Source organism: Actinomadura chokoriensis, assembly GCF_039529475.1.
Classification (GTDB): domain Bacteria; phylum Actinomycetota; class Actinomycetes; order Streptosporangiales; family Streptosporangiaceae; genus Spirillospora; species Spirillospora bangladeshensis.
This window is the reverse complement of the sequence record NZ_BAAAMW010000004.1, coordinates 459,109-483,513: the sequence shown is the minus strand read 5'-3', so window position 1 is coordinate 483,513 and position 24,405 is coordinate 459,109. Positions and strand designations below refer to the sequence as shown.

The following is a 24,405-nucleotide window of genomic DNA, read 5'->3' as shown; positions in this document are numbered from 1 at the left end:
GCCTCGACTATGAATCGCGTTTCGCCCTTGGCCGGCTCATCGCTCCCCACGCCGGCCGGTAAACCCCCAACGCTCCCCGCCGTCCTTTCGCGTTTCAAAGGAGTCGATCGATGTCCGAGCCCTCTCCCCGACAGTCCGTGCTGGACGTGGTGATCGAGCAGTCACGTCGAGTGTTGGAGACCTACAAGGTCGATCCGCGGCTGATCGAGGAGCACGCCAACGGGGAGCGCCGCATCAGTCAGGGCGGCTACGGCGACCGCCAGGTCTATGAACTGGTGCAGAACGGTGCCGATGAACTCCGCGCCGACCCGGGCGGCGAGATCGCCGTGATCCTGACGGCGACGCACCTGTACTGCGCCAACCAGGGCGCGCCGATCACCCCCGAGGGTGTCGACACCATTTTGCGGATGGGTGTGTCGCGTAAGCGAGGCGGCCAGATCGGGCGTTTCGGCGTGGGCGTCAAATCTGTGCTGAGCGTGTCCGACTCCCCCCAGTTCTTCAGCAGGACGGGATGCGTCGGGTTCGACCGCGACTGGTCCATGGAACAGATCAGATCCGTCCACCCGGGGGCCGAGGAGATCCCCGTGCTGCGCATGGGACGGCCGTTGGACCGTGACGAGGCCATGGCCGCCGACCCGGTCCTCGCAGACCTCCTCACCTGGGCGACCACGGTGGTTCGGCTTCCCCTCAAGCCCGAGAGCGTGAAACGGCTCGGCGCGGACCTCAAGAACTTTCCCGCCGAGTTCCCCCTGTTCTCCTCGCACGTGGGGACGGTCACGCTGGAGGACCGTCGGGTCATTCCGGCCGCCCGGCGCATCATCTCGCAGGCGGTGGACGGGAACCGTCACACGATCCAAGAGGAGAAGAGCGACGGGTCGGACATCACGGCCGAGTGGCGCGTGTTCACTCGGACGGTCCGCCCGAGCCGCTCGGCACTCGCGGCGGCCGGCGAGCTCCACGATCGCCCGGAGATCGACCTGTCCTGGGCGGTGCCCGACGGACGGAGGATTCGTAAGCTCGGCAGGTTCTGGGCTTACTTCCCGACCAATTACAACACGCTGCTCCGCGGCATCCTCAACGCACCGTGGAAGACCAGCGAGGACCGCCAGAACCTCTACAAGAACAACGCCTTCAACGACGAACTGATCAACGAGGCCGCGACACTGGTGGTGGAGTCTCTTCCGGAACTGGTTCCGGTGGACGACCCGGCGGCGTACATCGACCTGCTTCCCGGACGTGGCAAAGAGGCGCCCCAATGGGCCGACGAGCAACTCACCCACGCCATCTGGAAGATCGCGGGGCAGAAGCCCTCGTTGCCGGATCAGAGCGCGGTTCTGCGTCACCCGAATGAGATCCGTCTCCACCCGGACGAGTTGAAGGACGAGTGGCTCAAGCTGTGGGCGAGCCACCCAGGCCGTCCGGCCGCCTGGTGCCATCACTCCGTCCAAACGCGCGAGCGGCGAGCGCGGGCAGAGCGCATACTCTCGGCGGCCGACCTTCACCCCGCCTCTGTACGCGAGTGGTTGGAGGCTCTCGTCGAGGACGGGTCGCCCGAGGCGTCGGTGTTGGCGATCCGCATCGTCGCCGACATGCGCCGCGACCAGAGCAAGTTCGCGGAGGAGGCGGCCAAGGCCCGGATCCTCTTGACCGAGTCGGACGGTCTGGTGGCACCGGTGCGAGGCAAGATCTTCCGCCGTAGTTCCGGCGACGCCCTCGGCGACAATCTGCTCTACGTGCACTCGGACGTGGCCGCCGACTTCGAGGCGTCCCATGCCCTCGACGCGCTCGGCATTCACGAGGCCGACCCCGCCGGGCGGCTCTCCGCAGTGCTCGAGCAGGGGTTCCACGGCTACTCCGATGCCAAGTGGGAGGCCTTCTGGGATCTGTCTCGCCAGGCGGACCCCACCGATGTCCTCGCGGTGCTCCAAGAGCACGTGAAGAAGCCGACCAACGAACTCAAAGTGCGTACCGTGGCCGGTGAATTCCGGAGCATCGCCGAGTGTCTCGCACCGGGGCCCGTTGTTCCGGCGGACGGCTCACGCGACGCACGGATCGCCGTCGACATGCGGTTCCACGACCACGACCGGCAGATCCTTCGCGCCCTCGGCCTTCTCGACCGTCCCGTGATGAGCGTTGACCCACGTGAGGAGCCGTGGTTCGAGTCGTACGTCGAGGCCGGCTGGAAGAAGTACCTCAAGGGCCTGCCCACCGATGCCTCTCGGCCTCAGTTGAAGACGATGCGGGCGCAAGGCGCCGACCCCGCCGGCCCGCTGCACTTCCTCACGGAACTGTCCAAGGAGGGACGTGCGGCCTTCCTGAAGAGCCTTCCGCCCACGGGCCACGTGACCAACTGGACTCTCCAGGTCGGTGCGTTGCCGTCCACCCGCCACCACAGGATGTCGCCCCTGGTGTGGATGGCGCGAATGCACGGGTTCCTAGAGACGTCCCGCGGTCTGCGGCGCGTGCCGCTGTCCGTCGGCCCCGGGCTCGGGGCCCATCGGGACCTGCTTGCCGTGGCCGACGTGCCGACCGGCATCGCTGAGACGCTGAAACTGCCCGGAAGCCTCGGGGAGATCCGCGAGGGCACCTGGACCAGCCTTCTCAAAGAGGCCGAGTCGAGTGAGGACGACGCGTTCCCGGGCAAGGTCTACGCCTTGATCCTGGAGGCCGAGGCCGAGTGGCCGGCCGACATCACCACCCGCTGCCGGGTCGGCGAGAGCTGGTCGAACGACCACCCGGACGAGGAGATCGCCGTGACGGCGATCCGCTCGGAGTACGACGCCCTCGTCCGGGAGGGCCTCCCGGCGCTACTCGCGCCGACCGTCGAGAGCGCCGAGCTGATGATCGAGACGTGGGGGATGATCGCCCCGTCCGACGTCATCCAGAAGGAGCTCCGGTACGTCCTGGAGACCCAGCCCGCCTTGCTCGTGGACGAGTTCCCGCATCTCAAGGTCTCGCATCGGGCCAGAGTGGACGGCTGGTCCCTCGGCCGCTGCACGGAGCTGGAGGAGATCACCCGGTCGCCCAACGGTGAGCGTCCCATCCCGATTCCGGAGGCGTCCCAGGACCAGGTCGTACTCGTCAAGAGTCCGGAGAACGACCTCGCGGCGCTGATGTCCGTCGATCGGGTGCTGAAGCTGGGCTTGGGCCGGGCGGGCTGCGAGTCGATCTTGAGTCGACGCGAACAGATGCGCAATCACGAGCGCGTTCAGCGGGCGCGCAAAGCGCAGAGCTCCGCCGAAAAGGTCCTCCAGATCGTCGGTGTCGAGAACCTCAAGAGCCGGCTCCCGGAGGGGCTCATCGAGAGCGAGAAGGCGCGCACCGGGCAGGCGCCCGACGACAAGAGGATCGCCGAACTCGCGGTCAACGCCCATGGCGCGGGTCTGCTGCGAACCCACAGCAAGGACATCGCGGCCCGCATCCCGGACGCCCCGTCCCGCTTCAGCGGCGACAACACCGCCCGTCAGTTCGTGAACGAACTCGGCCTGCCCGAGGAGTACGCCGGGACGAAGGTCGAGTCACTCGATCCGACGGAGGTCGTGGAGGGGCCGACGATGTTCCCCCGTCTCCACGACTATCAGGAGCGGCTCGCCACGAACATGTACGACCTCCTGACCCACGGCGAACCCGGCCGGGCCATGCTGAGCATGCCCACCGGCGCGGGCAAGACGCGGGTCGCGGCCGAGTCCGTCATCCGAGTCTTCAAGGAGCGGGGCCTGACCGGCCCGGTGCTCTGGATCGCGCAGACGTGGGAACTGTGCGAGCAGGCGGTGCAGAGCTGGAAGTTCGTATGGCAGAAGGTCGGCCCTGGTGAGCCGCTCACGATCAGCAGGCTGTGGAGCAGCTTCGAGGCCGCCGCGCACAAGAGCGGTCCGCATCTCGTGGTGGCCACCGACGCGAAGCTCGAAATGGTCCTGGAGAAGGACGAGTACGCGTGGCTGCGCGAGGCCGCGGTCGTCATCGTCGACGAGGCCCACAGCTCGTACACCCGAATGACGTCGATCCTCCGGTCGCTCGGGCTCACGTCGAGCATGACCTCCCGTCCTCTGGTGGGCCTGTCGGCGACGCCCTACCGTGGCTTCAACCAGGACGAGACTCGGCTCCTCTCCCAGCGATACGGGAAGCGGCGGCTCGACCACGGGGTCTTCCCGGACGGCGATCCGTTCACCCACCTGCAGGAGTTGGGCGTGCTGGCGCGGGTCGAGCACCGGGAACTGCGGGGCGCGACGATCAGCCTGTCCGACGACGAACTGCGGAACATGGCCTTGCTCCGCGGTCTTCCCACCACCGCCGAACAGCGGCTCGCCGCGGACGAGGAGCGCAACAGGATGTTGGTCGACGAGATCGAGGCCATGCCGGCCGACTGGCCGGTCCTGTTCTTCGCGACATCGGTCAACCATGCACGGCTGATGACGGCGGTCCTCAACGGGATGGGCATCAGATCCGCGTCGATCGACTCCGGAACGCCGACGGCGGAGCGGCGCAGCAGCATCGACCAGTTCCGCAGTGGCAAGATCAGGGTCCTCACCAACTACAACGTGTTGGCGCAGGGCTTCGACGCCCCGGCGACGAGGGCCGTGATCGTCGCCCGTCCGACCTACAGCCCGAACACCTACACGCAGATGATCGGGCGCGGCCTGCGAGGTCCGCTCAACGGCGGCAAGGAGGTCTGCAGGATCCTGGACGTGCACGACAACATCGTCAACTACGACAGAAAACTGGCCTTCACGGAATTCGAGGACCTGTGGAGGAGCCGGTGAACACCCCCTATGAAGGTGCGCCGCCGCTGACCGAAGAGCAGCAGGCCGTGGTGGACCTCCCCGCCGACGAGATGACGCTGGTGATCGCCGGTGCCGGTGCGGGCAAGACCCACACGCTCGTCCGCCGTCTGGACGCCCTCGTGGACCGTGAGGGACTGGGCGCCGGTGAGATCCTCGTGCTGAGCTTCTCCCGGGCCGCCGTCCGCGAACTGAAGGAGCGTCTCGCCCGGCACGGGGACGCCGCACGCCACGTCCGAGTGCGGACGTTCGACTCGTGGGCGCTCGAACTGCTGACGCAGGTGGACGCGGCCGGCGATTGGCAGTCGCGCGATTTCGACGCGCGCATCGTCGCGGCCGCGGGACTGATGGGTGACGACGCGGTGAACGACCTCTACGAGGACCTGCGCCATGTGGTCATCGACGAGGTGCAGGACCTGGTCGGCGCGCGCCGAGAGCTGGTCGAGGCCCTGCTGGACACCTACGACTGCGGCTTCACCGTCGTCGGCGATCCCGCCCAGGCCATCTACGGCTTCCAGGTGAAGGATCCCGACGAGCGGGCCGGGGAGACGAACCGGTTCTTCGACTGGCTGCGAGTGAGGTTCGGCGAGGACCTCACGGAACTGCGGCTCAGCCGGAACTTCCGGGCCGCGACGGACGAGGCGAGGACCGCCCTGCCCTTCGGACCTCGCCTGCAGGCGGGGGCGGAGGGGCGGGGGAAGGTGGCGGGCGTCCCGTACGAGGAGCTTCGCACGGCCTTGCTCGACACTCTCCTGATCGGCGACCTCGAAGACGAGTTCGTCTGCGCCGGGCTGCGCGGCCACGACGGGACCACGGCGATCCTGTGCCGGACGAACGGTCAGGCCCTGCTCGTATCGGAGTTGCTGCACGCGGGCGATGTGCCGCATCGGGTGCAGCGGTCCGCACGCGACCGCGCCGTTCCCGCCTGGGTGGCGCTGTTGTTCCACCGTGCCGAATCATCGATCGTCACGCGCGGCGCCTTCGACGAACTGGCGAAGGACCTGCCGCTGCCGCACGACGCCGAGCCGGAGACCGTGTGGAGGTCGTTGCTCCGGGTGATGCCGGGCCGGTCGAACGGCCTGGACCTGTCGCGGCTCAGGACGTTGTTGTCCGAGGGGCGCATGCCGGACGAGCTGACCGCGCAGCCGCCCTCCCCGCTCGTCATCTCCTCCATGCACCGGGCGAAGGGCCTCGAATTCGACCGAGTGCTGGTCATGGATCCCGAAGTGCTCCGCGAGGACGCGCAGGACCCGGACGAGGAAACGCGGATGCTCTACGTGGCGATGACCCGTGCGCGCCACGAGCTCATGCGGTTGGCGCCTCTGAAGACCTGGCCCATGTACCCGTCCAAAGATCGGTCGGGCCGCTGGGGCCGCTATCAGGTGCGCAAGCGCTCGTGGCGGTTGGGAATCGAGGTCATGGGGGGCGACGTCGACGCCGACCGTCCCGCCGGCTCGCATCTCATCCTGCCGGACGAGGTCTTCGACAGGACCGCCTCGGATCTGCAGCAGTTCTTGGCCGAACGAGTTTCGCCCGGCGACGAGGCCGTGTTGAAGCGCTTGGAGGACGCTTCGCCGCATGAGCTTCAGGCCCCGCGATACGTCGTCGTGCACGGCGGTTCGGGGGTCGCGGTCGGGCTGACCTCGGAGCGGTTCGCCAAGGAGCTGTACTCCCATATGCAGTGGTCGAGAAAACACGTTCCGGACAGGTGGCCTGCGACCATCACCGGAATACGCATCGATGCCGTCGAGACCGTGGCGGGCAGTGCGTCCGCCGGGTCTCTGGCGGGTCTCGGCGAGCGAGGGGCCTGGTTGGCTCCGCGGCTGGTCGGCCTCGGCCGCTTCACCTATGACCCGTACACCCACGGCGGGGAGGAACAAGGTGCCTGACCACTCCGATCACTACCGCTTCCGGGAAGAACTCCTCGAACGGTTGCGCCGCGATCTGTCCGGCCCGGCGGGCGGCGATGAGGAGATCATCGACGATGCCCCGGTGACGGCGTACTCCGCGGGCGTCCTCTTTCCGCGTCGCCGGGACGACGAGGTCGTCGCGCTCGACCAGGCCGAGAAGGACACCGATCTCACGACGGCCGAGGTCTCCGTCGACGAGGTGCCCGACATCGGGGTCTCCCTCGCCAACGTGCAGACGCCCTCGTCCATGGGCCTGACGTTCGCGGTCGACCCGACCGTCTCGGCGACGGTGACCGCCACGGTCACGGCCGCGATGTACGACCCGATCGACGAGGCCGGCAACATCGTCGCCGCCAGGCGGGCGGAGCGGCGCACGACGGAGAAGCTGGATCTGCGCTGGCGTCGTCGCCCGCTTCTGATCGCGCCGGTCACCATCGACGTCACCGTCCCCGGCCAACGCGTCGAAAGCCTCCTCGACGGGTTCGAACTGCGTCTTCGCGTCCGCAGCCCCCGCGACGGCGCCGTCGCGGTCACCGTGACGCTCATCAACGTCCACGAGGTCTCCCGGTTCGACTTCCAGGACGCACGCTGCTTCTTCCAGCCGCAGCTGCGCATCGCCGGACCGGGCGGTGTCCCGGCGCTCGTCGAACGTCCTGTTCCGGTCGGCGCGGACGAGGACGAGGTCAAGCTCAATCGACTTCTCCATCGACACGCTCCCACCTTCGCCACGGGCCATGGCTGCGCGGCCGAGTGGGACTGGTCTCCGCTCCCGCCTCGCGGTTCGGTGGCGGAAGGGACTCACCGGTCGGCCGTATCCGCCGTCTGGACGGAGTTCGTCCCCTCCCACGAGGTTCTCCTCGCCGATTCGAATCCCGACATCGACACTCGCTCCCTGGGCATGCTCCATTTGGCGGAGGCGTCGGATGCGGACGTGTTCGGCGCGCTCACCGCGTTGGTCGACGGCTATCGGGCCTGGATCGCCGAACGATCCGATGAGGTCGCACTGCTCCGGGACACCGAATTCGGCACGGTCGCCCGCGACCAGATCGACCAGTGCCGGATAGCGGCCGAGCGGATGGCGGCCGGAATCGGAGTACTGGAAAGAGAGCCCGATGCGCTGGCGGCATTCCGCATGGCGAACCGTGTCATGGCCGAGCAGCGCGGCCGGACGTCATGGATCAAGGGCGGCTGCTCCGGCGAGGTGACTTTCGACGGACGCTGGCGTCCGTTCCAGATCGCCTTCCTGTTGCTCTGCCTCCAAGGGATCACTGATCACGACCACCCCGACCGCAAGCTCGCGGACGTCCTGTGGTTCCCCACCGGCGGTGGGAAGACCGAGGCCTATCTCGGACTCATCGCCTACACGACCTTCTTGCGTCGGCTCCGCCTGGGCGAGGCGGGCGGTGGTGTCACGGCCCTCATGCGGTACACCCTGCGCCTGCTGACGCTGCAACAGTTCGAACGGGCGGCCTCGCTGATCTGCGCGATGGAGATGCAGCGCCTCCGGGACCCGGCGAGGCTGGGATCGGAGCCGGTGTCCATCGGCATGTGGGTCGGCAGCGCCGCGACGCCGAACCGGTTGAAGGTAGCGGCGACCAGCCTGAAGAAGCTTCGGAAGGGCGAGGACCTTCAGGAGGAGAATCCCGTGCAACTCGGCGTGTGCCCCTGGTGCGGCAGCACGCTCGATGCGCACGACTACCACATGTCGCCCGACGACACCGAGATGACCGTCCGGTGTCCGAACGGCGAGTGCGACTTCCACGACGGGTTGCCCGTCCACGTCGTGGACGAGCAGATTTATCGGGTCCGTCCGACGCTCGTCATCGCCACGGCCGACAAGTTCGCGCAGATCGCCTGGCGAGCGGACGTCGCGGCGCTGTTCAATCGGGACCGTCCGGGCACGCCGCCTCCCGAGCTGATCGTCCAGGACGAGTTGCACCTGATCTCCGGGCCCCTCGGCACCTTGGCGGGCCTCTACGAGACCGCCATCGACATCGCCGCGGACAGGCCCAAGGTGATCGCGTCGACCGCGACGATCCGTAGGGCCGCGGAGCAGGGCAGGGCTCTCTTCGACCGTGAGGTCCACCAGTTCCCGCCCGCCGGCCTCGACTCGCGGGACTCGTGGTTCGCGGTCGAGACGCCGCGCGAGAAGAAGGCGTCTCGGCTCTACGTCGGGCTGATGACGCCCAGCACCAGCCAGGCGACGCTGCTGATCCGGGCCTACGCGGCGCTGTTGCACCATGCCGGACGCATCGAGGGCGACGATTCCGTCCGGGACGCCTACTGGACGCTGATCGGCTACTTCAACAGCCTGCGCCTGCTCGCCGCCGCCGAACTCCAGGTTCATGACGACGTGCAGGAACGCCTCGGACTGCTCGCCGAGCGAGCCGGCGTCGGCGCGCGCGAGGCCGACCGGTATGCCGAGCTGACCAGCCGCGTGAAGTCCAGTGACATTCCCACACGTCTGAAGGAACTGGAGCGGAGCCTGCCCGGTGACGCGTTCGACACCGTCCTGGCCACGAACATGATCTCCGTGGGCGTGGACGTCGACCGGCTCGGCCTGATGGCCGTCATGGGACAACCGCAGACGACGGCCGAGTACATCCAGTCGACCAGCCGGGTCGGCCGGCAACATCCCGGGCTGATCGTCACCCTGTTCAACGCGGCCCGGTCCCGAGACCGGTCCCACTACGAGCAGTTCGCCTCCTACCATTCGGCGCTCTACCGTCAGGTCGAATCAACGAGCGTCACACCGTTCTCGTCGCGGGCCCGGGACCGAGGGTTGCACGCCGTCCTCGTCGGACTCACCCGGCTGATGGTCGAGGAGGCTAGGGACAACACGGCCGCCCAGAACATCGGGGAGTTCCTCGACGGAGTCGAGGAGATGCGCGACCACATCCTCGACCGGGTTCGGAGCGTTGCACCGGAGGAGGAGTTGGGCACCGAAGACGACCTCGACTTCATCATCGGTCACTGGCGGAAGCTCGCCGAGCACCGCAGCCCGGACCTGGGCGACGCCCCCCTCGTCTATGAGGCCAAGTACTCCTTCAAACGCAGCGAGCCGCGGCCGGCCGATACCGCACTGTTGTGCTCCTATTCCGACGAGGACCTGCTGGACGCCTTCCCCACCCTGTGGAGCCTCCGCGACGTCGACGTCGAGTCCGACCTTTACCTGGAGAAGTGACATGGCTCTGCGCAGCACCTCCAACCGGCGCCCGCGCCGCGAATCGCGGGAGACCACGCGCACCCGTGAAGGCGCCGTCCGCCGCACCCAGATGATCACCACCTACGGGGTGGGCTCCATGGTGGCGCTCGGCGACCGCTCCTTCATCGTCAGCGGACTCGACACCTGGAACGCCGACCGGGCCGAACGGATCTACGAGCCGAACCTGCAACGATGGCTCGGCGTGCACGAGTTCCGGCTACCGCCCGCCGCGAGCCCACCGGCCGGTGACGGCGTCAGGATCCGGCTGTTCCCGGAGTGGTACTCGTGCGGGACGTGTCGAGACCTCCAGCCCTTCGGTCGTTTCGGCTCGCCGGCGGGTAAGAGCGTGTGCGGTGCCTGCGGGTCGGCGCTGACCCCGTCCCGTTTCGTCGTCGCCTGCGCGAACGGGCATCTGGACGACTTCCCCTACTTCGACTGGGTGCACAAGAGGACGACCCCCTCCGACGACACCGTCCAGAAGCATCGGCTGACTCTCCACAGCACCGGCGGAAGCGCCTCCCTACGTTCCATCATCATCAAATGCTCCTGTGGCAAAGACGCCTCCATGGAGGGGGCGTTCGGCAAGGCCGCGATGCCGTCCATCGGGGTGAAGTGCAGCGGCCGACGCCCATGGCTGGGCAGGTACTCCGAGGAAAAGGGCTGTGACGAGCCGCCGCGAACGCTGCAACGAGGCTCGTCTGCGGCGTGGTTCCCCGTCCAGCGCTCCTCCCTTTCGATCCCGCCCTGGTCGCAGGGCCTCCAGCGCCTGCTCAACAAGCACATGGACAAGCTCGCCAAGTACGAGGAGAACGAGGCCGCCCGGCTGGCCGTGATCGAGACCTTCATCGACGGGACGGGATTCAGCGTCGATCAGGTCTTGGGCGCGCTCGAGGAGCGGAAGAAACTCGCCGGTGAAGAGCCCGAGGACGAAGACGTCAGACTCGACGCCTCCAGTCGCCTCCGGCACAAGGAGTACGAGCAGCTCTACAACGGCACGTCGGAGGTGACGCGGGACGACGACTTCGAATGCGAGGCGGCGCCGGCGGATCCCTCCGCACCGCCTCCCGAAGGCCTCACCAAGGTCATGCTCGTCAAGCGGCTGCGTGAGGTCCGCGCGCTCCAGTCGTTCACTCGGATCGAGATGCCGGACCCGGCCGCGACCGTCCGTCGGGCCGAACTCTCCCTCGAGGAACTCGACTGGCTTCCCGCCATCGAGGTCAGCGGCGAGGGCGTCTTCCTGTCGCTCAACAGGGACCGGCTGCATGAATGGGAGAACACTCCGGGACCGCGCGACCGAGCGCGGCGCATCAGCGAGAACCACAGCGCGCAGTTGCTCAAACGGGCCCAGATCGCGGGCCGCAACCCGACCAGGGAGGACGTGACCTCCCCGATCGACGCCCGCTTCGTCCTCCTCCACACCCTCGCGCACGCACTGATCAATGAGTGGAGTCTCGACTCCGGGTATCCGGCCGCGGCCCTGCGCGAGCGCATCTACTGCTCCCCCGGCCCGAAGGGCATGGCGGGAGTGCTCATCTACACGGCCACAAGCGACTCCGCCGGCAGCCTCGGCGGCGTCGTGGGCCAAGGCGAACCCCGCCACCTGCGCGCCTCCCTCGCCTCCGCGCTGAACCGCGTCTCCTGGTGCTCTCAGGACCCGCCCTGCATGGAGACGGAGGCGGGCGGCACGGACAGCCTGAATCTGGCCGCGTGCTACGCCTGCGTCCTCCTGCCCGAAACGAGCTGCGAAACGAACAACACCTTCCTCGACCGAGCCCTCCTGATCGGCACCCCGGACAACCCCGAAATCGGCTACTTCGACACGTCCGACTGAAGGCCCGAGCAATGGCCCTCGTGCAGGCGGTACGACGACACGGGACCGCCGTACCGCTTGCGGGCATGGCTCTATAGGCCCCGTTCCAGGCCGCGGCCACCACGATGCTCGAGTTCACTTCGCACCACCGCACCCGCGTTGGAAGCCGACGTTCCGACCTCGTCACGAACACTGCCGAAAAGTCGGCTGGACGTCATATATTTCTTTCGACCTGCAAACCTCTGGCTCCCAGGGAGGAGAGGCGCCGATGGGCACCTCGATCAGCCGTGTGGATCTCGCGTGGGACGATGCCGATGGCCAGGTGTCCCGGGTCGTACTGGAGCAGTCCGAAGGGTACCTGCGGTCTTACGAGGCCAAGCCCTCTTTGATCGAAGAGCACGCGAACATCGAACGCTCGATCACTCAAGGCGGCTATGGGCGCCGCCAACTTTATGAGTTGGTCCAGAACGGCGCCGACGAACTTCAGCACGAGCCCGGCGGGCGGATCCAGGTCGTCCTGTCGCAGGACGTGCTGTACTGCGCGAACCTTGGAAGACCGATCACGCCTGAGGGCGTCGAGACCATCCTCGCATCGCACATGTCCCGCAAGAGGGGCACCGAAATCGGGCGGTTCGGCCTGGGCTTCAAATCGGTTCTGACCGTCTCAAGCCGGCCACAGTTCTTCAGCCGAACAGGTTCGTTCGGCTGGGACGCGGCCCGCGCCGAGGAACGAATCCGGGAGAGAGTTCCCGGAGACGGTCCCACTCCCGTCCTCCGCTTGGCGGGCCTGCTGGATCCCCTCGCCGAGAGGGCCGGTGATCCGATCCTTGCGGAACTGATGTCATGGGCCACGACGGTGGTGAAACTGCCGTTGCGCGAGGGTCAAGCAGACCGTCTGGCGGACGACCTGAACGATTTCCCTGCCAGATTCGCCATCTTCTCACCGCACGTCGGGAACATCATCCTCGAGGATCGTCGGCGGTCGACAGAGCCCCTGCGCCGGGAGATCTCCGTCCAAAAGAAGAGGAACAAGCGAATACTGGTCACCGTGGAGGGCGGGCACACTGATAAGTCCGAGTGGATGGTCTTCCAGACGGTGCACACACCCACCGAACATGCCAGACAGGACGCAAGTGAATATCACAACCGCGACGAGATCCCCATTGCCTGGGCCGTTCCCGTCAGCGGCCAGCAAGGTCTGGGAGAGTTCTGGGCGTTCTTCCCAACGATGTGGGCGACCACGCTGCGCGGAGTACTGAACGCCCCATGGAAAACGAATGAGGATCGACAGAACCTCATCAAGAACAACCGTTTCAACGATGAACTCATGGAGGTCGCAGCAGACCTCATCGTCACCTCTCTCCCACGTCTCGCCACGGCCTCGGACCCTGGCCGGCCACTCTCGTTGATAACGGCGCGCGGACGAGAAGCGAGAAACTGGGCCGACGAGATGCTGACGGATCTCGTCTACAAGAACGCCGCTCAAAAGCCGTCCATACCAGATCAGAGCGGCACGCTTCGCAGACCGATCACGCTCAACCTGCATCCGGAGCGGCTTCGCAAAGAATGGCTTGAAACGTGGTCGTCGTACCCGGGACGGCCGACGAACTGGTGTCACCCTTCGGTGGAGGATCCGACTCGACGCTCCCGCGTAGAGACCATCTTGGACCTCGCGGGCCGGCGACCCGCGGACGTGCGCACCTGGCTGGAGGCGCTCGTCTCCGACGGAACCGCGGCCGCCTCCGCCGCGGCACTGTCGATCGTTGCCGACATGGTGCGCCAACGACACCAACTGGCGGCCGATGCACGTCAGGCCCGGGTACTGCGCACCGACCGAGGACTCATGGTCGCTCCGCTCGCCGACACCGTCTTCCGGCGCACCCCGCTGGACACCAGCGACGATCTCAGGTTCGTCGATCCCGAATTGGACCGGGACGACACGGCGGGAGACGCACTGACCGTCCTCGGCATTCGCGAAGCGGACGCCGTGGGCCGATTCGCCGCCATCGTCAGACCGGGATTCCTCGGCTACGGGCCGGCTCAATGGGAGCAATTCTGGCGCCTGGCTCGCGCGGCGGGGCCGGAACCGGCCATAGAAATATTGAAAGAGCAGAAGGTGGACGTCCGTGACCTCTGCGTCCGCACTGGTGCAGGGTCATTCCGTCCACTGCGTCAGTGCCTGCTGCCCGGACGCGTCATTCCACCTGGAACACAGGACGATGCCCAATTTGTCGTGGACCTGTCGTTTCACCATGCGGACATCGGCATGCTGCGCACCTTTGGACTCGCCGACGTTCCGGAGAGCGGCGTCGACCCCACGTCGGAAGCCTGGTATCAGCGCTATCGCAAGTATGCCCTCGACATCTACTATCACACCATTCCGGCAAATGAAAGGCGCCCCCAAGAAGGCAACATCATCATCGAAGGGGCCGCCCCGGTAGGCTCATTGGGACTTCTTTCCGAGCTCAGCCCCGGCGCCCGGGCCCGCTTCCTGGAAGCGATCCCCACAATGGGAATGAAGTCACTCTGGCATGTCTGGGCCAGGACGCGCCGGGATGACTTTCCGGTGGCGATCGATTCACCGCTCGTCTGGATGGCGAACGAACACGGCCTTCTTCATACCTCACTCGGGTTACACGCCGTCAGGGAATGCGCCGGTCCGGCACTCTCCAATTACTCGTCTTTTCTACCGGTGGCACATGTCGATGCCGGCCTGGCTACCGTCCTGAGCCTTCCCGAGCAACTGAGCGGGATATCCCGGAGGGCATGGGCAGCCTACTTCGAGAAGGCGAGGTCGTCGGAGAACCATGAGTTCGTCGGCGGCATCTGTGCGGTGGCCGCAGAGGCCGGCGTCCCGGCGCCCGAACGGCTTCGATGCCGTGTCGGGAAGGGGTGGTCGGAGCGCAGCGCCGGAGAGGTCGCCGTGGCAGCGGACGAAGCGCAGTACGCCCGACTCACCGCACACGACGTCCCGGCGATCCTCGCGCCCGGCATGGACGCCGCACGTCGCCTCGTCAGCGACTGGTCGATGCGTTCCTTCGCCCAGTCCCTGGTGACCGAACTACGGGCCATGCCACTCGGCCCTCCGACGCCTTTGGAGGACACCTTTCCCCAGCTGCGGCTCTTGCCGGGCAGACCCCTGCGAGCACTGTCCCTGGTCCGGTGCAGTCGCCTGGACGAGTTGATCCGAACTCCGTCCGGGCAGATCGCCCAACCGCTGAACATCGGACGTGATGAACAGTCCGTCTTCTGGCGCGAAGTCGAAGACGATTTCGCACTGCTGCAAGAGCTGAGTGCACTGATGCATCTCGAGCTCACGCCGGAGCGCTGTCGACAGGTGCTCAGGCATCGTGAGGAGATCCGCAAGAACCAGCGCATGGTCGAGGTTCGTCGACAGAAGGACGATGCCGACCGGCTGACGAGCATGCTGCCGGCGGCCACGCTCCAAGAGAAACTTCCGCAAGGGCTCGTGGAGTACGTCGAGAAGGCAGAGGGAAAGGCGGACGACCGAACGATCGCCGAACTGGCGATCTCGGTATATGGGACGGCTGTTCTTCGCAAGTACCGCCCCGAACTCGAGAAGGCGGGTTTCGTTCTCCCAACACAGATGGCGGGCGGGCATCGCGCTCGCTCTTTCGTTGCGGATCTGGGCTTTTCCACAGAGTTCGCAGGCTACGCCACGCCCGCCCTTGACCCGATGCTCACCGTAGAAGGTCCTGTGGACTTCCCTCCTCTCCACGACTACCAGGAGCGCATGGTCGGTCGTATGACCGATGTCCTTCGAAGTTCACCACCACAGCGAGGGATGCTCAGTCTGCCCACCGGCGCCGGCAAGACTCGGGTCGCGGTCGAGGCGGCCATCCGTCTACTCACCGGCCTGCCCGAAGAAAGGGTGTCCGTCCCGGTTCTCTGGATCGCGCAGACCGAGGAACTGTGCGAGCAGGCCGTGCAGAGCTGGCAGTTCGTCTGGAGGGCGATCGGCCCGGAACGTCGCCGCCTCACCATCAGCAGATTGTGGACCGGCCACGAGGCAGACCCGGTCTCCGCGGGCTTCCACTTGGTCGTCGCCACGGACGCCAAGTTGGAAAAGGTCGTGAGCGAACCCGAGTACGAATGGCTGCGTCGGGCACAAGCGGTCATCGTCGATGAGGCGCACACGTCGTTGAGCCCCCGCTACACCAAGGTCTTGTCAGCGCTCGGCTTGACGGCACGTCGAACCAGGTGCCCACTGATCGGGCTCAGCGCGACACCGTTCCGGGGCGTCGACGAAGACGAGACCTCCCGCCTGGTGGCTCGTTACGGCGGGATTCGCCTCGATCACGACCGTCATGGGCGGGAAATCCTCGGCGAGAATCCCTACCCGCCGTTGCAGGAACTCGGGGTGCTCGCCCGAGTGAACCACGAGGAACTCGCCGGTGCGAACATCGAGTTGGATGCCGACGAGCGGGCCAACCTGGTGCGGCTGCGAAGGTTGCCGCCGACAGCGGAAGATCGGCTCGGCCGGAACCATGACCGCAACGAGATTCTCCTGCGAAAGATCCGCTCTCTGCCGGAAGACTGGCCGATCCTCCTGTTCGCAACGTCGGTTGATCACGCACATATGATCGCCGCGCTGCTCACCCGAAAGGGGGTGCCGGCCGCAGCCATCTCCGGTGACACGGACATCGGCGTCCGACGTCGGGTGATCGAGCAGTTTCGCAATCATCGGATACGCGTCCTGGCCAACTACGGAGTTATTTCACAGGGCTTCGATGCGCCCGCGACACGCGCGGTCATCGTGGCGCGCCCCACCTACAGCCCCAACGTCTACCAGCAGATGATCGGCAGAGGACTACGCGGCCCGAAGAACGGGGGCAAGGAGGAATGTCTGATCATCAATGTCGCCGACAACATCGCCCAGTACGGCGAGGAGCTTGCCTTCCGCAAGTTCGAGCACCTCTGGAAGCGGCGCTGACCCCGAGGACGCACGTCACGCGTGTTACGTGTTCTGACCCCTTCCTCATCCGCTCGATGTTTGATCGGCTCATTGTTCGAATCGAGGTCGACCGCCCGCCTGACGCCCGCTAAGGCTCTACGCCCATGAAGTCGGCGAGGTCGAGCGTGGCTCGTGAGGGCATTCTGGGACGCGCGTCCAGTAGTTCGCGGGTGATGTCGCGGGCATACTGCTGGTAGCGCAGCCATTCGGGGTGTTCCGCGCGGATCGTCTGAACGATTTCCGTGCCTTTTTCCGGGTCGCCGGTTTGTGCTTTCGCGCGCGCGATGTCGAGACGATGCCGGTCCCAACTGGAGGTGTTTCCGGTACCGACATCGCGTGGTATGTCCCGGGCAAGGTCCAGGGCGCGATCAGGGTGGCCGTCCAGCATCTCGATTTCTGTCATCATCAGCGCCGGAGTCAGAGGCCCAAAGGCCCTGTGCCCCACAAGATCTTCGTGTTGTCGGCCGAGGCGGGCACCTGCCGCTCCGGCAGCACGGGCGTACTCGCGCGCCTCCTCGGGGCGATTGTTGCGGGATGCGGCAGCCGCGGCCCTCAGCAGCAGGTAGCCCCATCCCGAGAGCTCGTCCGGCGATGCCTTGCTCATCTTCGGTTCGATCTGTCCCGCGGTGTCGACACATAGCCGCTCAACCTCGGCGAAGCGTCCTTGGCGCAGCATGGCCCACGCCTGCGAGCTGACGGACGCGGCAGCGAGCGGGATGTCGCCGATCTCCATTGCGTCTCGCAACGATGCGTGGAGTGCGATCAGCGATAGGTCATGTGCGCGAACTTGGATGAGGTACCGTCCCGCAAGGCCAAGGACGTCCGCGCGAAGCCGGAGGGCGTCCCGATGCTCGTCCCCCGTGTCGTGGACTTCCACATGGTGGTGGGCCGACCGCACGAGAGCCGGCATGAGCTGCGCAAGATCGTCGTAGGCGTCGGCATGGTATTTGGCGGCGACGGCGGCCACTGCGCCGGCGAGGCGCGCGAGGTCGGGCTGATCAGCGTCGGCGGTCCCGTAGAGGGGACGGCCCGTCAACCCGACGGGCGGATTGATCGCCGAGCGTATGTCCGCGAGGACGACCTCATCGACGGTCGCTTCAGTCGGTTCAGGGGATCCGGCGGAGACGAACCAGACGGTGGTGACGCCGAGCGCGCGGGCGAGTTGGTGGTAGGTCTCCATGCGGCAAGTGCCGCCCTGCTCCAACTTCTTGATCACCGCGAGCGACAACGCGGCCCGTTCGGCGAGTTCTTCCTGGGTCATTCCGCGTCGGCGTCGCAGCTCTCGGACGCGGTCGCTGATGCTGGCGTCCTGCATTTGCCCTGCCCTTCTTCGAGCGTCTCGACAATCTCAGCGTAAGTCGCCGCAGCGGCCATGTAGGCGTCTGTAGTCAAACGACTACGCCTCATATCCCTTTTGATGCCACCCCATCGAACGACTGCGCAGCGTGACTGTATCGACACGTTGAGCCAACGTAGCGTCTCCGGCGTCCGAGCAGCCAGGCAGCGAGATGAAGGGGTCACTGTGGAAGCGCCTCGTCCCTCACCTGCCGAAATGTTGCGTGCCAGGCATGGGCACGCGTGGGACATCTGGCGTGAAGTCCTGCCCGACGGTCGGCACGGAGACTGGCTCGCCCAGACCCTGCCCGGCGGGTCACCGCAGCAGTTGCTTCGAGCGCGAACGGTCGAGGAGATGGACGCGCGACTGCGTGAGCTGGAGGCGTGATGGCGACGTCGGACGCGACCACCCGCATAGACGTGGGCCCCATCCATCGTGCGGAGGTCCGTGAGCTGGAGCAGCGTTTCGGGGTGGTCGCCTGGTTCGGTTTCCACACGCGCCGTTGGTGGGCGCTGGTCGGAGACCGTCTCGTCGAGGCCGCCACCCCGGCCGGTCTTGCCGACGCGGTCATGGCGGTGCGCGGAGCTACGACTCCTCCGGCGGCCTTGGCGAACGAGTCCAACACGGCCTGGTCCGCATCAGCGGGCCCGCCGGCAGGGCCGGTCGCTGCGCCGGAGCGGTGGGACACGCCCCAAGGCATAACGAATGAGGAAGGTGGGACGCGTTGGGCGGCCACATTGAGGACGAAGAGGTGATCACCGCGGTGGGTGATCTGGAGCTGCTCGTGCGGGGAGCGGACAAGCAGGCGCCCGCGGCCGCCCGGCGCTTCGTCGGCGAGTGGTTCCAGGACCACGGCATCGGCGACGCCTACACCGCGCAGCTCGTCGCGTCCGAGCTCGTCACCAACTCGATCCTGCACGGCGACCCGCCGATCGTCGTCCGGGTGGTGGTGGACGAGGCGGACGGGCTGCCCGTCATCGAGGTCGAGGACGGTGGCGACGGCTCCCCCGTCGTCCAGCCGGAGAGCGACACGGCGACCGACGGACGCGGGCTCGTCCTGGTGTCCGTGCTCGCGAAGGAGTGGGGCACCCGACCGCTGCACAGTGGGGGGAAGGTGACCTGGGCCAAATGCGCACTCTGAGCGTCCAGGCCGAACGTCAGGTGCTCCGCCTGCGGACGCGGTTGGGCAGGCGGACCACCACCCGCTACCTGGATGCGCTGGCGATCGCGCTCCAGGCACGGGGATGGCGCTTCACGAAGCTCTACCGACCCGACGAGTTCCCGACGCCGTTGCCCATGCTTTGGGTACACGCCGGTCTCACCAAAGACGTCGGGCTCGTCGTGTCCGTCCGGGCCACACCGGGCGGTACGTGGGGCTACTACGAAGCACTGCGTGGACGTCAGGGCTACCTCTGGCCATGCGGGGACGCCAAGTCGGCGGCCGAGCAGATCGATCGGCTCCTCAAGCACCAGATGTTCCCGGGCACTTGGTAGCCCATGGCATGAACATGCACACGTCCTAGCGCCGGGACGCCCGCAGGCGTGGAGTGCATGAGCCACCCCTGCTGCGGCCGTGTCCGGCTGGCCGCAGCAGGGGTCTGGCGGGGTCAGGGGACGTCGAAGAGGGGCAGGTTGAGGGTGGCCAGGCGGGCGGGGTCGGCGTAGATGTCCAGTTCGGCGATCTTGTCGTTGACTACCGTGAAGGCCATCACGGCTATGGGTTCGTCTTCGGTCGCCACTACCAGGCCGGCGGTGCCGTTGATCAGGGCCGGGCGGGCGAACTCCGCGCGGAACGAGAAGGCGATCGCGCGCTGGGCGATCTCCCGGGCGCCGCGCAGGTGCAGGAACTCGCCCTCGGCCTCGGCGCGCAGGACGATGTCGGGTGCGAGGGTCGCGACCAGGGCCTCCAGGTCGCCGTTCTTGGACGCGGTCAAGAACGCGTCCACGACGGCGCGTTGGCGGCTCATGTCCGGGTCCGGCACGGGGGCCGCGCGGACGCGGCGGCGGGCCCGGCTGGCCAGTTGGCGGGTCGCCGTCGGGCTCCGGTCGAGGATGCGGGCGATCTCGTCGAACGGCATCTGGAACAGGTCGTGCAGGACGAAGGCCAGGCGCTCGGCCGGTGTGAGGGTGTCGAGGACGACGAGCATCGCGACGCCGACCGCGTCCGCGAGCAGCGCCTGTTCTTCGGGATCGGAACCGTCCTGGCTGATCAGCGGCTCCGGTAGGCGCTCGTCGAGCGGGTCTTCCCGGCGGGACGTCCGGGTCCGCAGCATGTCTATGCAGATGTGGGCGACGATCGTCGTCAGCCACCCGTTGAGGTTCTCGATCCGGTCGGTGTTCGTCCTGGACAGGCGCAGCCACGCCTCCTGGACGGCATCGTGCGCCTCTGTCGGCGAGCCGAGCATCCGGTACGCGAGCGCGGCCAGGCGCGGGCGATTGGCCTCGAACCGTTCCGCGAGCTGCTCGTCGTCCACGGTCACATCCTTCCCCCGGGATCCGTCGTGTCTATGACGGATTGCTCAGGGCAGATGTGACTGCATCGGGAGGAGACATGACCGCCTTCGTGAACAGCATCGAGATCAACCGGCCGGCGGACGAGGTGTTCGCCTACGTGGTCGATCCGGCGAAGTTTCCCGAGTGGCAGCGGGATGTGACGCGTGTGAGCGTCCAGGGGGACGAGGTCGGGTCGCGGTTCACCACCGTCCGGAAGATCGGTGGTGCCGAGAGGTCCATGACGCAGGAGATCACCGAGAGCGTTCCGCCGCGCACCTGGGCTGCCCGGGGCGTGGACGGGCCGATCCGTCCGAACGCGACCGTCGACATCGAGCCGATCACCGACGACCGGTGCCGGGTGACCTTCGGGCTCGACTTCGACGGACGCGGGATGGCCTCGGCCCTGGTGCCGATGGTCCGCCGCATGGCCGCGAAGGCCGCCCCCGCGAGCCACCAGCGGTTGAAGCTGCTGCTTGAGGGACGCGGGTAGCAGGACGATCGTCGGGCTACCGACTGGGCGCTGCGGTGTCTGCGGGTTGTTTCAGGTGGCGGCCGCTTGCATCACGGCGGCGGGACGTGCGTGCTGATCGACGACCATGCGGTTCTCTTCGGACTGGCACCTGCGGCCCTTCACGCAACCGTCGGCCCCTTTCCCCGGTGACGGACGGTTCTTAGGGTTGGGACGGAGGTGGCTGCGGTGTTGACACCTGAGGAGGTGCGGCGGCTTTCAGCCGAGCAGCGCACCGAATTGTTGCGGACGCTCCTCGCGGCAGAAGACCTCGACCCACTGGAAGACCCTCGGAACCGGCGGCGGCGCGTCCTGGCGCTCGTCCTGCTAATCGCCTGCTGCGTTTGGCTCGTCCCCTGGACGGTCGTACTCGCCTTCACGCTGCCGCAGCATTTCACCGCCGGGCAGTGGGCGGTCGCCTGGATCGGCTTCGACGTCGGACTGACGCTGGCGATCGCGGCCACCGCGTTCGCCATCTGGAAGCGCCTGCAGATCGCCATTTTCGGGCAGATCGTCGCCGGGACACTCCTCATCTGCGATGCCTGGTTCGACGTCTGGCTCTCCTGGGGATCGGGAGAGTTCCCGCTGAGCCTCATCACAGCGCTAGTGGGCGAGTTGCCATTGGCGGCGCTGCTCTTCTTCGGGGCACGGCAACTCGTATTGCTGACCGTCCATGCCCTCTGGGTGCGCGAGGGCCGGATCGGTCCCGAGCCCAGGCTCCGGCAGGTGCGGCTCTTCGCCGCCGACCGGCCCGCCCGGCGTCGATAAGGCCATCTTCGGGCAGGTGTCCAGCCGTCCCCCGTTCACTTGCCGGTTCATTCGTGTCGATAGCCAGGGAGTGTGCGGCACTTCCTGATGAGTCTGGCCCTCGTGATCGGCCTTGCGGGGTGCGCTACCGCGAGTGCGTCCATTCCCGGCGGGGATGTCATCGTGGTCGGGGTCAAGGCCGACCAGCCCGGACTCGGCCGCGAGGAGAACGGCGTCTTCCGCGGCTTCGAGGTCGATGTCGGCTCCTACATCGCCCGCCGGCTCGGTGCCTCCCGCGTGACATTCAAAGAGGTCAGGTCGGACAACCGCGAGGAGAAGCTCGACGAGCATTCGGTCGATCTCGTGCTCGCCTCCTACTCCATCACTCCCGATCGCGCGCATCTCGTCACGTTCGCCGGTCCCTATTACGTCGCGCATCAGGACGTCATGGTCCGGCGCGGCGCGGTCGGCATTCGGAGCGTCCGCGACTTGGCCGGACGGCGGATGTGCCAGGCGAGCGGGTCGGTTTCGACAGAGCGCGTGGTCAGCGGCCTCGGCATTGCCGCCGAACTCGTCCCCGCCTCGTCCTATAGCGATTGCGTGGCGAAGCTGCGCGCGGGCGCGGTTGACGCGGTTTCCACCGGCGACCTGGTGCTGGCCGGGTTCGCGGCACCGGATCTCGAAATCCTCAACACGCCGTTCACCGACGAGCGTTACGGGATCGGCATGCGGAAGGGCGACATCGACGCCTGCGAGAAGGTGAACCGGGCCGTCACCACCATGTACCAGGACGGGACGGCGGGTTGGCTGCTGCGCAAGTGGTTCGGGTCCAGCGGCCTCAAGCTCGTCGATGAGGTGCCGCAGTTCGAAGGCTGCTCGTAGCGTCACGCGCACCGGCGTCACCCGTAATGTCAGTGCCCCTCCCTACAGTGGAGGCGTGGCTGAAGACCGGGATGCTTGGGACGAGCTCTTGGCGGCGGGCTTCCTGCACGGCGTGCGGGAGGCGCACCGCGAGGCGACGCTTGCCCTGTTCAACGGACTGAGCCGTGAGGCGGGCTTCAAGGAGCGGACGTACGGCGTCGGCGCGTTCGAAACGCTGGCGCACCACCTCGACCGCGTCTTCGGGCGCGGCGAGCTGGCGAAGCAGGTCGTCCGGGACGACTTGAACGGCTCGCCCGGCTGGCGTTACGGGCGTTACCGCGTCCTGCTCAAGCGGCACGAGTTCGGCAACGTCCGAGCGATCCGGTGGGACCGGGACAGCCCCACCAAGCAGGCCGTCGCCCGCCAGGGATACGTCGAAGACCCGCAACTGACGCTGCCCCTCGGCCTCGACGTCCACGACACGCCCGGCGTCGTGACCTTGGTCCTCGCGCACAGCGCCACCGAGGACCCTTTCGAAATGGAGCTCTTCCTGGGCCGTCCCCGATGGAACGCGGACGGCGGCACCGCCTGGCACTGGGTGAAACAGCTGGACGACGCCATCGGGCCCGATCCACGTCGTAAGCTCGTCGAGCGGACGATGCCGCTCTGGGACGACAAGGAAGACGACGTCCCCATGCGGCTCCGCGGGGAGACGAAGACGGCCTAGCAAAGGGTGGCGCAGGGTGCTGTTCGACTGCGAGCGGCTGACGCTGGCCCGGCGGCTCAGAGGCTTGCGGAAGAACCAGCTCGCGGACGCCGTCGGGACGACGCCGAAAGCGATCGGACGGTACGAGGCGGGCGTCCAGCCGCCGGACGAGCTGACGCTGAAACGGCTCGCCATCGCGCTCGGCGTCCCGGCCGAGTTCTTCCAGGCCGGGCGCAGTCCCGTCTCCATGGACGGCGCCCATTTCCGGTCGCTCAGGTCGACCAGCCAGATCGAGCGCGACCAGGCGCTCGCCTACGGACGCATCGCCACCGACGTCGTCGCCGCCCTCGAAGACCTCGTCGACTTCCCCGAAGTCGACCTGCCCGAATACCCGGTGTCGCCGGACGAGATCGCCGGCCCCGGGCCCGTCGAAGCCGCCCGGCTGACCAGGAAGGCGCTGCTGGCGCAGGCGGGGCCGGTGCCGCACGTGGTCCGGCTGCTCGAACAGCACGGCGTGATCGTCCTCGTCCTGCCGCAGGCGGCGGAGCGGGTCGACGCGTTCAGCGTGGGCGTCCACCCGCGGCCGATGGTCTTCTTCAACCCGGCCAAGGGCGACTACTGGCGCAACAGGTTCGACGCGGCCCATGAGCTGGGGCATCTGGTTATGCACGCCGACGCCGAACCCGGCGAGAAGGTCGTCGAAGACCAGGCGCACCGCTTCGCGGCCGAATTCCTCATGCCCGAACAGGACATCGCCGCCGAACTGCCCGCCACCCCCGACTGGGACCGCCTCGCCCGCCTCAAGACGACCTGGGGTGTCAGTCTGGCCGCGCTCCTCTACCGTGCCCGCACCCTCGGCATCATGAAGGAGACCGCGTACCGGAACGCGATGAGCGCCATGAGCTCGCGCGGCTGGCGCCGCCACGAACCGGGCCCGGCGAAGCCGCTGGAGCAGCCGACGATGCTGACCCGCGCGATCGAGATCGTCGCCCACGCCGGTACCGACCGCGACGCCGTCGCCGACCGAGCCCGCGTCCCCCGGGCCGACCTGGACCTGCTCGTCCCCCCGCGCTAAC

General features: G+C 67.2%; 14 protein-coding genes. 12 read left to right on the top strand and 2 right to left on the bottom strand.

Going from position 1 to position 24,405, the window contains the following annotated elements; all coding sequences use genetic code 11:
* The first annotated feature begins 110 nt into the window (after nt 1-110).
* The 5 genes from ABFX46_RS12895 to ABFX46_RS12875 all read left to right on the top strand — a co-directional run bounded on the left by ABFX46_RS12895 (nt 111) and on the right by ABFX46_RS12875 (nt 16,657).
* On the top strand, nt 111-4,760 hold the full coding sequence (locus ABFX46_RS12895) for a DEAD/DEAH box helicase (RefSeq protein ID WP_346042102.1): 4,650 nt from the start codon (nt 111-113) through the stop codon (nt 4,758-4,760).
* The gene (locus tag ABFX46_RS12890) at nt 4,757-6,667 is read left to right on the top strand and encodes a UvrD-helicase domain-containing protein (RefSeq protein ID WP_346042100.1); all 1,911 of its coding nucleotides are present in this window, start codon (nt 4,757-4,759) and stop codon (nt 6,665-6,667) included. The genes ABFX46_RS12895 and ABFX46_RS12890 overlap by 4 nt, the downstream gene beginning before the upstream one ends.
* The gene (locus ABFX46_RS12885; protein ID WP_346042098.1) at nt 6,660-9,872 is read left to right on the top strand and encodes a helicase-related protein; all 3,213 of its coding nucleotides are present in this window, start codon (nt 6,660-6,662) and stop codon (nt 9,870-9,872) included. The genes ABFX46_RS12890 and ABFX46_RS12885 overlap by 8 nt, the downstream gene beginning before the upstream one ends.
* 1 nt (nt 9,873) lies before the next feature.
* Complete coding sequence (gene drmB / locus ABFX46_RS12880; protein WP_346042097.1) at nt 9,874-11,724, top strand: DrmB family protein; 1,851 nt, start codon at nt 9,874-9,876, stop codon at nt 11,722-11,724.
* Between the two features lie 247 nt (nt 11,725-11,971).
* Nucleotides 11,972-16,657, top strand: a complete 4,686-nt coding sequence (locus ABFX46_RS12875) for a DEAD/DEAH box helicase (protein ID WP_346042096.1) — start codon at nt 11,972-11,974, stop codon at nt 16,655-16,657.
* A 109-nt stretch (nt 16,658-16,766) separates the two neighbouring features.
* Here ABFX46_RS12875 and ABFX46_RS12870 read toward each other — a convergent pair whose 3' ends face one another.
* A complete protein-coding gene (locus ABFX46_RS12870) occupies nt 16,767-17,993 on the bottom strand; it encodes a helix-turn-helix domain-containing protein (protein WP_346042094.1) in 1,227 nt (408 codons plus the stop codon).
* Between the two features lie 745 nt (nt 17,994-18,738).
* Here ABFX46_RS12870 and ABFX46_RS12865 point away from each other — a divergent pair.
* Together ABFX46_RS12865 and ABFX46_RS12860 are read left to right on the top strand one after the other, a co-directional pair.
* Nucleotides 18,739-19,155: an ATP-binding protein gene (locus ABFX46_RS12865; protein WP_346042092.1), complete on the top strand. Its 417-nt coding sequence runs from the start codon at nt 18,739-18,741 to the stop codon at nt 19,153-19,155.
* Nucleotides 19,143-19,508, top strand: coding sequence for a hypothetical protein (locus tag ABFX46_RS12860; RefSeq protein ID WP_346042091.1), 366 nt, complete (start codon nt 19,143-19,145; stop codon nt 19,506-19,508). The genes ABFX46_RS12865 and ABFX46_RS12860 overlap by 13 nt, the downstream gene beginning before the upstream one ends.
* Nucleotides 19,509-19,621: 113 nt before the next feature.
* On the opposite strand, the gene ABFX46_RS12855 is transcribed toward ABFX46_RS12860, so the two are convergent.
* The gene (locus ABFX46_RS12855) at nt 19,622-20,488 is read right to left on the bottom strand and encodes a sigma-70 family RNA polymerase sigma factor (RefSeq protein WP_346042089.1); all 867 of its coding nucleotides are present in this window, start codon (nt 20,486-20,488) and stop codon (nt 19,622-19,624) included.
* Nucleotides 20,489-20,565: 77 nt separating this feature from the next.
* Here ABFX46_RS12855 and ABFX46_RS12850 point away from each other — a divergent pair, with 77 nt between their 5' ends.
* The 5 genes from ABFX46_RS12850 to ABFX46_RS12830 all read left to right on the top strand — a co-directional run bounded on the left by ABFX46_RS12850 (nt 20,566) and on the right by ABFX46_RS12830 (nt 24,404).
* A complete protein-coding gene (locus ABFX46_RS12850) occupies nt 20,566-20,997 on the top strand; it encodes an SRPBCC family protein (RefSeq protein WP_346042087.1) in 432 nt (143 codons plus the stop codon).
* Nucleotides 20,998-21,204: 207 nt separating this feature from the next.
* Nucleotides 21,205-21,783, top strand: coding sequence for a hypothetical protein (locus ABFX46_RS12845; protein ID WP_346042086.1), 579 nt, complete (start codon nt 21,205-21,207; stop codon nt 21,781-21,783).
* Between the two features lie 72 nt (nt 21,784-21,855).
* Nucleotides 21,856-22,644, top strand: a complete 789-nt coding sequence (locus ABFX46_RS12840; RefSeq protein WP_346042084.1) for a glutamate ABC transporter substrate-binding protein — start codon at nt 21,856-21,858, stop codon at nt 22,642-22,644.
* A gap of 55 nt (nt 22,645-22,699) precedes the next feature.
* Nucleotides 22,700-23,350: a hypothetical protein gene (locus ABFX46_RS12835; protein ID WP_346042083.1), complete on the top strand. Its 651-nt coding sequence runs from the start codon at nt 22,700-22,702 to the stop codon at nt 23,348-23,350.
* A 16-nt stretch (nt 23,351-23,366) separates the two neighbouring features.
* A complete protein-coding gene (locus ABFX46_RS12830; RefSeq protein ID WP_346042082.1) occupies nt 23,367-24,404 on the top strand; it encodes an XRE family transcriptional regulator in 1,038 nt (345 codons plus the stop codon).
* Nucleotide 24,405 lies beyond the last annotated feature (1 nt).

Excerpts from the sequence above, each read along its gene's own strand:
- ABFX46_RS12895 (WP_346042102.1), top strand. The coding sequence starts at position 111 with ATGTCCGAGCCCTCTCCCCGACAGTCCGTGCTGGACGTGGTGATCGAG.
- drmB (WP_346042097.1), top strand. The coding sequence starts at position 9,874 with ATGGCTCTGCGCAGCACCTCCAACCGGCGCCCGCGCCGCGAATCGCGG.
- ABFX46_RS12875 (WP_346042096.1), top strand. The coding sequence starts at position 11,972 with ATGGGCACCTCGATCAGCCGTGTGGATCTCGCGTGGGACGATGCCGAT.
- ABFX46_RS12870 (WP_346042094.1), bottom strand. The coding sequence starts at position 17,993 with ATGCAGGACGCCAGCATCAGCGACCGCGTCCGAGAGCTGCGACGCCGA.
- ABFX46_RS12860 (WP_346042091.1), top strand. The coding sequence starts at position 19,143 with ATGCGCACTCTGAGCGTCCAGGCCGAACGTCAGGTGCTCCGCCTGCGG.
- ABFX46_RS12850 (WP_346042087.1), top strand. The coding sequence starts at position 20,566 with ATGACCGCCTTCGTGAACAGCATCGAGATCAACCGGCCGGCGGACGAG.